At 49.6% G+C, this 10,774-nt stretch carries 7 protein-coding genes; all 7 read right to left on the bottom strand.

Annotation, left to right across the window (positions count from 1 at the left end):
• Positions 1 to 11: 11 nt before the first annotated feature.
• Positions 12 to 638, bottom strand: coding sequence for a hypothetical protein (locus L6J37_RS20970; RefSeq protein ID WP_237796471.1), 627 nt, complete (start codon positions 636 to 638; stop codon positions 12 to 14).
• 189 nt (positions 639 to 827) lie between these two features.
• Positions 828 to 1,454 carry an imm11 family protein gene (locus tag L6J37_RS20965; RefSeq protein ID WP_237796469.1) on the bottom strand — a complete coding sequence of 209 codons (627 nt, stop codon included), beginning with the start codon at positions 1,452 to 1,454 and terminating at the stop codon, positions 828 to 830.
• Positions 1,455 to 1,456: 2 nt separating this feature from the next.
• The gene (locus tag L6J37_RS20960; RefSeq protein ID WP_237796467.1) at positions 1,457 to 4,651 is read right to left on the bottom strand and encodes a PAAR-like domain-containing protein; all 3,195 of its coding nucleotides are present in this window, start codon (positions 4,649 to 4,651) and stop codon (positions 1,457 to 1,459) included.
• A gap of 299 nt (positions 4,652 to 4,950) precedes the next feature.
• Positions 4,951 to 8,064, bottom strand: a complete 3,114-nt coding sequence (locus L6J37_RS20955; protein ID WP_237796474.1) for an efflux RND transporter permease subunit — start codon at positions 8,062 to 8,064, stop codon at positions 4,951 to 4,953.
• On the bottom strand, positions 8,064 to 9,452 hold the full coding sequence (locus L6J37_RS20950; RefSeq protein WP_218387382.1) for an efflux RND transporter periplasmic adaptor subunit: 1,389 nt from the start codon (positions 9,450 to 9,452) through the stop codon (positions 8,064 to 8,066). Before L6J37_RS20950 ends, L6J37_RS20955 begins: the two co-directional genes overlap by 1 nt.
• Positions 9,453 to 9,462: 10 nt before the next feature.
• Positions 9,463 to 10,107 (bottom strand): TetR/AcrR family transcriptional regulator, encoded by a 645-nt coding sequence (locus L6J37_RS20945; RefSeq protein ID WP_192016748.1) that lies wholly within the window; start codon positions 10,105 to 10,107, stop codon positions 9,463 to 9,465.
• Between the two features lie 99 nt (positions 10,108 to 10,206).
• A partial coding sequence (locus L6J37_RS20940; RefSeq protein WP_237796465.1) for a GNAT family N-acetyltransferase occupies positions 10,207 to 10,774 on the bottom strand: 568 nt, incomplete at its 5' end.

Below are 10,774 nucleotides of genomic sequence, written 5' to 3'. Positions count from 1 at the left end.
ATTTATATCAATTACAAATCATCATAAAAATCATCTTCGTCGTCTTCAAAGGCAGATCCAATCGACCAGCTATCGACACGGCGAAAGCCTAAACCACTGAGATCAGCGGCACTGAGGGCTGCAACGACAGATTCATGAAACAAAAAAACAGGTTTTTCTTCCAAGGTGAAAACAAGCCTTTTTTCTAAAGGTACTTGATCAAGGACTTTTTCATCTAACGACAGTTTCAATAGAGTAAATCTGTCACCGACATAGGTCCCTAATATTTCACTCCGTTTTTTATTAATCGCTTGATGATGATTCCAGATATGCATGTAATAGTGTTCTGACCAAATTTTATCGCCATTGACGATATTGGTTTGATAAAAATCTACACCGGGTAAGTGAAACGGCTCCAGAACTTGCCTGAATTTTTCAGAGACCAACTGCTCTGCGGTTTCATGATAGTCACACGGTTGAAACTTAGCGCGATTACCTTCAGATATACCTACCCGGCCCGGCCCCAGCACTTTTCGGTGAATAGGAAAAAGAGACATTAATCTCTCTAACCCATCATCTGAACCTTCAATTTGGTTTAACATGTAGCTAGTTGAATCGCCACTCTCTTCCAGTAGATAATACTGACTATCGTATTTCATGATTACAGCTTCCGATGAATCCGAATATGTTGATCTGCATGCTGAATCCTATACGCCAAATCTGGATGAAAATATAATGCCTCATCATCATAGGCCAACCAAACTTGTTCTCCGGATTGAATGGCTCCAGCCGTATCTATCATTAAAGCCCCACTGAAGGGGCCAATATCAATAACATATTTATATCAATTACAAATCATCATAGGAATCATCATCGTCGTCTTCAAAGGCAGAACCGATAGACCAATCATCCACACGACGAAAGCCTAAGCCACTGAGGTCAGCGGCTCTGAGGGCTGCAACGACAGACTCATGAAACAAAAAAACAGGTTTTTCTTCCAAGGTAAAAACAAGCCTTTTTTCTAAAGGTACTTGGTCAAGGACTTTTTCATCTAAGGACAGCTTCAACAGGGTAAATCTGTTCCTAACATAGGTTCCTTTGATTTCACTCCGTTTTTTATCAATCGCTTTATGGTGATTCCAGATATGCATAAAGTAATAATCAGACCATGTTTTATCATCATTAATAATGTCAGTTTGATAAAAATCTATGCCTGGCAAGTTAAATGGTACCAGAACTTGCCTGAATTTTTCAGAGACCAATTGTTCTGCGGTTTCATGGTAATCACACGGTTGGAACTTAGCACGATTACCCTCTGAAATACCAACTCTTCCCGGTCCCAACACTCTTCTGTGAATTGGATGAATGGCCATGAGTCTCCCTAAGCCTTCATCAGAACCATCAATTTGATCTAACATATAATCCGTTGCACGACCACTTTCGTTTAACATATAGTATTGACTATCATATTTCATTTTTATTGACCTAAATAAAGTTTATTTTTTAATGTCCCGTAACCCAAGCCGTGATCTCGGTTCAATTGACAATCAACACCTCGTTGATTTCCTTTTCTTTTAGACTGGATACTCGATACATTACAACAACCTTTTTTGCTTTCTGGAGTATAGTCTCTGCTATCCCATGCTATTGTCCAAGTAAACTCTTGTATAAAACTAAGAATATCTTTACTCACTCGTTTCATATCACGTTCAAACATTGCATTCATCTTTTTCTGATTTCCCGCATGTTTGCAGAATTCACCATGCTCCATATTCCGTTTAACATCTAAAACTAAATTTTTAGATGCTTTAGGGTAAGCAAGGTCATTGTTTTTCTTTTTAAGGTTAGAGTTAAATTTCTTTATTTTTTCAATCCGATTATTATTCTCGTGATCAATCAATATTGAAAAAGCTGTTTGGTCATTTCTCAATGCTAAACCTAAAGAATGTTTTCCTTTGTGCCTTTGTACTGCCAATTCACATGCCAAATTCATATCTGACGGCAGTGATATTAAGTTATGAACTTCATTAATGTCATAGCTAAAGTCATCGAATAACCTTTTAAATTGCATACCTTTTACCGCTTCCTTCGGTATGACATGATGAATATCAAGTAAGACTAATTGATCGTCATATTGCCAAGGGTGATCTTTCGGATATTCCTTGCCTTGATTTCTGTATTGTCGCTGAAGCTTTTCTCTGTGTGCTCCATCACCATTATTCCCTTTCCCCGGCTTCAACCGATTCCGGTTCTTACATTTAGGGTCATCGCAGATCGGGCATTCTTTCGGCAGGTTAGTCTCATTATCCTTTTCATGCTGTTTTTTCTCATGGCGGTTTAGCGTGGTCTTTTTGCTGTCGGAGATCTTCATCAGCACATCAATCAGACCTTCCAGTGCTTTACCACCGTTTCGGGCAGTGACGCCACCGGTAATGGCGATGGCGGCAACAGGGGCACCGACGCCACCACTGACAGCACCGGCCAAGGCAGTACCGCCTGTAACAGCGGCAAAATCGATACCTTTTTGCGTACCCTGCGACACCGCCAGGCGCGTCAGTTCATCCGCTGGCATGGCTTCCAGAAAAAGGCGTGGCAGGCTGGCAAGATATGATCGTGTTTCAGGATCAACCACTAACAGCAAGAGTATTTCCATTGCCTGACTGGCTTCCTGCAGGCCCAGCTTCACCCGGTCAACTTCCTGCAGTTTACGCTGCATCACGTCTATATCACCGTCCACAATGGCTTTCACCAGCAGGTCGATACCAATATCGGCTTCGTCCATCAGTTCGCCGAATTCGCCAAAATCAGGCAGATAGTCGGTGACACCTGAGCTGATCCCCATACCGGTGCTTTTCGCATAAGACCAGCTTTGCTCCAGAAATGACAAGTCATCAAAAGCGTCTTTACGGCTGCGCATTTCTGCCAGTTCTGCTTCAACGCTGGCCTTCAGTTCAGCAAACTGCTCTGCTGCGATCATCGGCGCGGTTGCAGCCTGTTGGCGGGCAGTCTGCACCATGTCGCCCACCAGGCCATTCAGTGCCTCAGGGATCGCTTCCCTGTGTTTTTCGAGTTCCTTTTCTGCCTTTTTCGCTGCTTCTTTGTCACCAAACGTCACTTCAGCGCCGACTTGAGGCACGCCGTACAGCATCACACTGCCGTTCGCATCCAGTTTTCCTTCCTGTTTTTCGCCATTGGCGAACATGACAGAGTAAGGCACATAACCTGCTGGCGTTTGCTCCATGTCATCGTAAGTCAGTCGAATCGCCAGCGGCGCTGGCAATGCGTTCAGCGAGTGCACCACATCGGTAATACTGCCGCCCTGCGTGGTACGCTGGTTATTGGTCGGCACCACCATGATGTTTTCGCCCTTGCTGCGAATGGAGGCGATTTTCTGTTTCAGGCCGCTCATTGCCGCTGAAATGTCATCGGGCAGGTTTTTGCGGACTGCTTTCACCGATTCCCGATGGGCTTTGATGTTGTCGGAGATATAGGTATAACCACGGGTATCTGAGTGAAAAAGGATCGCTTCCAGCCTGGCATCCGTTTTTTCCAGAATGCTGCCGCATTCGCGACTGAGCAGGGTTGCCTTGGCGTCCCAGTCCAGGTTGCCCAGCCACTCACTCGGGTTGCCAGTGCCCAGATGACGCATGGAAGCCAGCAGGTTGTTGCCGGATTCCTCTTTGTGATAATTGACGAACAGATCAAACAAGACGCCGTCTGCTTCCAGTATCGGCAGCATGGTGCTGATCAGGCCGAGGATGTCTTGCTCCGACACGGGCTGCTGGTCAAAGAAGTTGATCAGACGCGCTGCGATCTCTTCTGCCTGACCCGGTTTGGGGTTCAATGGCAGATGCGCGCGAATTTCCACTTCCAGCATGTGACGAAATTCAAGGCTGTCTGCCAGCGTTTCGCCCAGATAGCCCCAGATGCGCTTTTGCATATCGCCTCTCGGGACCCAGAATGGCACGCACATGTGTGATGCGCGGTCAAAAAACACCTCGTCATCAAGCGTGGCTTTATCCGGGTTGGCAGGGCGAGGATAATTGATTTTATAAGGTGCTGGCGCTTCACCGTATTCAACGGTGCAGCCTTTGGTGGGCAAGCCGTCAACAATGGCTTCACCTGCGTTATTCAGTGTGCCTTCTGCCAGAACGGCACCGGATTCATCTTTCAGTTTGAAAGGGGCATTGGCGAGCGGTTTACCGGACGTGTAACGACATTGAACACGCAGCGCATGGGTTTTGTCTTCATCTGGCTGAACAGTCACCGACGGGTTTTCACAACCAAAACACATGGTATTGCCTGCGTTCATGGTCATCATATCGGTTTTACGGGCCACCCCGACACCTTCAATTTTCACTGTGGAAGATGCTGTGGTGAATTTGGCTTCCGCTTCGGTCGTACCGGAAACAATGCCTTTTTTATCGCCGCCTGCATCGCCGGTGCTGCACGAAAACTGGCTGCTTTTCAGGGCAATGCTATTGCCACCATCGGCGGTGACGGTTGTGCTGCCATCGGCCAGATCGGCCGATTTGGCATTGTTTCCGTAAGGGATAGGAACAACGGGTGGCCCGACCGTTGTCATACATACATCCGGGACGGCAGCATTCGCTTCACCGCCAGACCCTTTATGAACAATACTCAGACCATCAGCACTGATCGTGACTCCCATGACGCTTTCCTCATGAACTGAACAAGAATACGGCGATATTCTATCAGATGCTTAGCGACTCATCCTATTGATAGAAAAGAAGAAACAGCCTGTCAAAATCACTTTTTTAGCTGTCATTACGACACTTGTTCATATCTGTGAAGCGGATCAATGTCGTCAAATTTTTGAACATCACGGGGTGTCTTGCATTCAAAATGTGCGGTGACTGAGTCCATCAAAGTGAAGACGATGGTTGATTTCAGCGTACTGAAGCACAGATCCAAATCCCATGGTCACACAGTCTCTTTGGGCTTAAGATCTCAGCTTTCCGTCACAGGTGTCCAGCTTTTATGCGCCTTCAGTGCACGATAATCAGCCAGAATGCCGTAAATGCAAGGCACCACGAACAACACCAATAGGCTTGCGGCCAGTAAACCGAACGTAATGCTGATCACTAACGGGATCATGACCTGCGCCTGCAGGCTGGTTTCGAATAACAAAGGCAGCATGCCAGCAATGGTGGTCACGGTTGTCAGTAACATAGCCCGGAGACGCGCTTCACTGGCTTTTCGGGCTGCATCCTGCAAGGACATCCCCTCCAGAACATTGGCTTTCACATAAGTCACCAGCAAAATAGCATTATTCACCACAATGCCAGCCAACGAGACAAATCCCACCATGCTGGGCATGGTCAGCGGATACCCCATCAACATATGGCCTGCAATCACACCGATCAGTGACAACGGAATCGCCAGCATCACAATCAGGGGTTCAGCATAAGTCTGGAACTGAATACTCAGCAGCACAAAAATACCGATCAATCCGATCAGAAACCCATTGCGGACCGAGGTCTGGGTGATGCGGCTGTTTTTTATCTCGCCCTCCACCTGAAGGGTGATGCCGGGAAAGCGGGTTTGCAATTCAGGCAGAAAACGCGCAAGTGTATCCGTCACCACCGCTTGGGCATTGGCTTTCTGGCTGTGAACTGCGCCAAATACAGTGACGATCTGCTGACTGTCAATACGATGAATCCGCGAGTAATCCCGTTCAAAATAGATATCAGCCACACTCAGCAAGGGGATACGGTCCCCGGTCCGTGGATGAAGTAAAGGAAAGTATTCCAGAGATTCAAGATTCAGCTGACTCTCGGCGGCAAGCTGTACTGTGATTTCCAGATCATCAATTCCCCGGTAAATCTCATCGACGGTCACACCATGAAATGCCTGCCGGAGCTGCGCTGCGACCTGAGCAGATGTGAGGCCCGACGCCAGAGCTTCCGGTTTGAGTGTAAACCTGAGCTCGGGCTTACCCGGCCGTAAATCATCGAACACGTTATAAACGCCCGCATACCCTTTCAGCCATTGCTGGAGTCCGTAGGACGCCTCTGATAACTGCGCAAGATCCCTTCCCTGCAAGCGTAATTCAATGGCTCTGCCCGCAGGACCGAGAGACGGCTCGGTGAAAATCACCTGAGCAACCTGAGGCAGCGCCGGTAGCGCGTCTGACCAGGCCTGAGTCAGAGTATCCATTTCAGTCACCCGCTGCTCAGCCGTGAGCAAGTCCACACTGATCGTTGCCAGATGCGCGCCGGTCTCAAAGGCATCCGCATTGTGGCTGTAGGTGACGGTGATCGCTTTCACCAGCGATTCAGATGCTTGCGACGCCAGTGAATCCGTGGCTTGGTTCAGCGCACTCAGCACGTGATCAACCGACTGCGCTGTGACATGGAACGGAGTCCCGGACGGAAGGATCAGCCTTGCTTCCAGCACATCCCCATCCATGTCCGGCAGGGCCTGAAACTTCAGATGACCGCTCACCAGCATCCCAACCGAAAGCATCAGTAATGCGAGACTGCCCCCAAGGACGGCATAACGGTAATGCATGGCACGTTCAACCGCCTGACCCGTGCGCTGCTGCAATTGCAGAAATGCCTGATTGATTCGGGTCCTGAATCGGTTGTCCGGCGATGGCTTGTCATGCATCAGGGTATGATGCAAATGGCTGGGCAATATTAAAAACGCCTCAATCAGACTGACCGAGATCACCACGAGTAATACCGCAGGAATCACGCGAAGGACCTGTCCAATCTCTCCTTCAATGAATAATAAGGCCCCAAAAATCAGCACCGTGGTTGCAAAGGAAGACAGCACTCCGCTGGCCACACGAGCGACCCCGTCTGTCACTGCTGCCAGCGGCTTTTTTCCCAGTCTGGACTGCTCGGCAATGCTTTCTGAAATAACAATGGCATCGTCCATTAAAATGCCCAATGCCAGTAACAGCGCCACAATACTCATCATATTGAGCGTGATGCCAAGCGATGACAGGACAAAGAAACTCGCCAGAAAACTCACGGGTAATCCGGCAACCACCCAGAAGGTAAAACTCAGGCGAAAAAACAGCAGCAGACTCAGAAACACCAGAATCAATCCCTGCCAGGCGTTTTCTATGAGCATGTTTAAACGATCCACCACGATCGAGGTATTGTTCTGAATCAGGGTAAGCTGAACACTCTCGGGGAGATGGTCATGCTCAGCCGACACAAAGGACTCAACTGCTGCAAGTACAGACAAGCTGTCATCCGTGATATTTTTCCGGACATTCAGCAAGGCCGCTGGCTGTCCGTTTAATCGGGCCTGATTTTCCGGCTCACTGAATCGCTCTTCAATCGTCGCCAGATCGCTCAATTGGATCTGGCTGCCCGTGTGCCCGCTTAAAATGGTCAGATTGGCCAGTTCAGCCGCAGTGACGCGTTGATCATCCAGACTCAGATCATACGATCTGGACACTGTCTCTAAGGATCCCAGAGGCAGGTTCAAATTCTGGGAAGCAATCCGCTGACTGACCTCTTCCAGTGTTAATCCGTAAAAACGGAGTTGCTCCGGGCTGACTGACACCCGAAGTTGCCGCGTTGAAAAGCCTTCAATCCGGACGATCGGTATCTCAGGTTGCCGCAACATTTTGGTTTTCAACTGCTCTGCCAGTGTTTTTAATTCCGTCTGGGACAGACCGGACGCCGTCACAGCAATCGTCACCACGGGGCTGGTTCTCCCCATCTCTTCAACGACTGGGGTTTCCGCTTCATCCGGAAAGCTGTCAATACTGTCAACGGCAGAGCGGATGTCTTCCTGAAATACCGAAAAGTCCCGGCCCTCCACCATGGTCAGTGTCATCTGTGCGAGGTTATTCCTGGCCTCACACAAGACTTCAAGCAGATTGGGGATCGCTTCCATCGCATCTTCCAGGGGGCGACAAATCCCGTTTTCAACATCTCTCGGACTTGCTCCAGGATAAGGCACCAGCACACGCACCGTGTCTGAAGCAAGCCTGGGGAAGGTCTCCCGCTTTAAGGATGGCAGTGTCAATAACCCTGCCAGTATCAGCAGGATCATCAGTAAATGAGCCGCCGTCGGGTGGCTGGCAAAATATCGGATCATCACTGGCCCACTCCTGCCGACTGCGCCAGCATAGTCGGTGTGGCTTCCAGGCGATCCGGCGTCAGCGATAACGGCAATCCATCCAGTGCGGGCTGTACATCACTGGTGATCACTCGGGTGCCGTCCGGAATATGACCCGGTGTAAACAACGCCCAATCCTGCATCGTCAGGCTGGCCGTCGCAGGCACACGGCTCAAACGGCCCTGCTTGTCAGCAGTCAGAAGCGCGCCAGCATGCAGCGCATGGCGCGGCAGAACCACCGCCTCAACCGGGGAACCCACCAGCGTCGCAATGACTGGCATCCCTGCCAGCAAAGGCGGCTTTTTGCCCGGCGACAAAAACCGGTATGGCTGATCGACCGTCAGGGTAATACTCAGTGTGTGCGATTGCGGATCCAGCGACTCCCCCAGATTCACAATCTGCCCGCGCCAGACCGATTCCGAAAAACCCGGCACCTGTATCGTGGATTCAAGCCCCAGTTGACTCAGCAAGGGGCCGAATTGTCCCGCATCCGTCAGATCAACCCCAGTTCCGTGATCTTCAAACAGTAGCTTCAAAAAGGGTTTGAGTTTCGCGATAGGGAACTGCGCTTTCACTTCCATCTGATCGATACCGCTGGCTTCAAATAAGCGTTGTCCCGCAGGCACATACTGGAAGCGATCCGTATGAACGGCGGTAAGCCGACCGGTAAAAGGCATCACAATCCGGGTCCGGTCTAAATCTCGCTGGGCCTGTGTAACTTTCGTTTCAGCCAGTGCATGTTTTGCTTCCAGCACATGGCGTCTTGCTGGCAGCGTGGCGATTTCATTTTCCAGTATCGCTTGCTGCTGGCGGAGCTGAATCAGTTTTTGCCGTTCACTGTCGACCTGAGAATCGGATTGTGCGCCCCGCTCGCTCAACGTCCTTTTCCGCTTCAGTTCACGCTGTGCTACTGCGATGTTCTCCTGAATCAGCGCGTCACGCTGTGTCAGGTTCTCCGCAGTGGTATCGATTTCCCGTAAATTCGCTGCTGCAATCGCCCGCTCCGCTTTCGCCTGAGTGAGTGCCAGATGATAGTCCGCAGGATCCAGCTCAACCAGCACCTCCCCCTGATTCACAAGACTGCCTTGTTTCAAATAAGGCGAGACCCGGACCACCTTTGCAGACACCTCAGCCAGTGCCACCACTTTTTGGGTCGGCTCAATGAAACCATGCCCCACCAGTTCGGGACGAATCACCCTTGGCGCCGTTTCGATAAAAGTTACAGCAATGGGCGTCATTTCAGTTGACTGGTGGTTGACTGGTGGACGTGTTTTGAACAGCACAACCAACATCAGCAATCCCACCACAGCGAGCATGGGCAACGCGAGTTTGGATTTTAAAATGACTTTCAGACGATTGCATTTCATGTGGAGCCCCTTACCTGGGCGGACTGCCCAAACCTTGTGTGAGTAATAACGTCAGATGCTGTTTCCAGGCACTGGAGCGAAGCACCTGGCGATCAACGCCCAGTACATCCTGAATCAATGGCTCGGCAATCATTGGAAAAGCCATCAGACTGATCAGCGATGCGGTGGCAAATTTCGGATTAATATCTTCACGGAGAATGCCTTTCTGCTGCAAAGTCGTGAACAGATTCAGCAAGGATTCCCCCATCCGGGCAGGAAAGGTTTTCACGAAATGCGCTCTCAGTTTTGCCTCGCGAGTCAGCACTTCGTCTTTGATCAAATGAACCAGCCATGGTTCTTCAGACATCATGTCTGCGATCCGGTCAACCAATACCGGTAAAACGGATTCTGGCTGGGTTTCAAGTAAAAACACGACTTCCTGTATCCGCTGCTGGCGCTGACGCCCGCTCCGGTCCAGAAGCGCGATAAACAGCCCTTCTTTGTTCCCAAAGTAGTAACTGATCATGGCGGATTGTGTGCCGGCTTCCGCTGCCAGCTCACGAATGGTGATGGATTGATAAGATTTTTGATCCAGTAATCTTTCGGCAGCATCAAGGAGTGCCGACATCATCTGTGCCTGTTTTTCAGGATCTTGTGGTCTGCCTCGGGACATCATTTCTCATTTCATTAATCAAGTGATTAACAAAATCATAGATGCATTCAGTGAATGATTCAATCCTGTCATTCAGATCGCAGATCAAAACTTAAGAAAATGTCAGTCGCCGCGCAGGTGATAGATCATGGTGGTTGAGCCAGAAAAGCCAACAAGCCATTTCAGATAAGGAAAACGATCGGTTCTGACTGGGAGGAAACCTTTTTCGTCATACAGTTTTCTGGCTCTTGGGTTACTGTCGATAACGTCGAGCCGCACTTTCTGATACTGATTTTCACTGGCATACGCAATAATGTGCGATAGCAGTTTCGAACCAAGCCCCAGGCCACGACAAGCAGGATCCACCACGATGCCGTCCATGATCAGCTCTTTGGGATCAGGCTTGCGTTCAAACAAACTCAGGACAACCGCTGCCCAGGTTCCGCGCCAGAAGCCCAGTACACGCCATAACCGTCTTAAGGTTATCCCGCCCGTCAGTGATCCCTGCGCGGTCTGATACCCGGCAATACCCACGATTTTTCCATTCGAGATCACCACAAAAGAAAAATCCGGATTAAAGGATTCAGCCAGCAAATGAATCCGCTGCGCTTTGCTGGGAATCGCGGCTTTAAACTTATGTCCAAACGCATTTTCATACAGTGAGGCAACGGCTAAAGCATGGGACGCATGC

The sequence above is a fragment of the Photobacterium sp. WH77 genome (assembly GCF_022014395.1).
Taxonomy (GTDB): domain Bacteria; phylum Pseudomonadota; class Gammaproteobacteria; order Enterobacterales; family Vibrionaceae; genus Photobacterium; species Photobacterium arenosum.
This window is presented reverse-complemented; position numbering and strand designations above follow the sequence as displayed.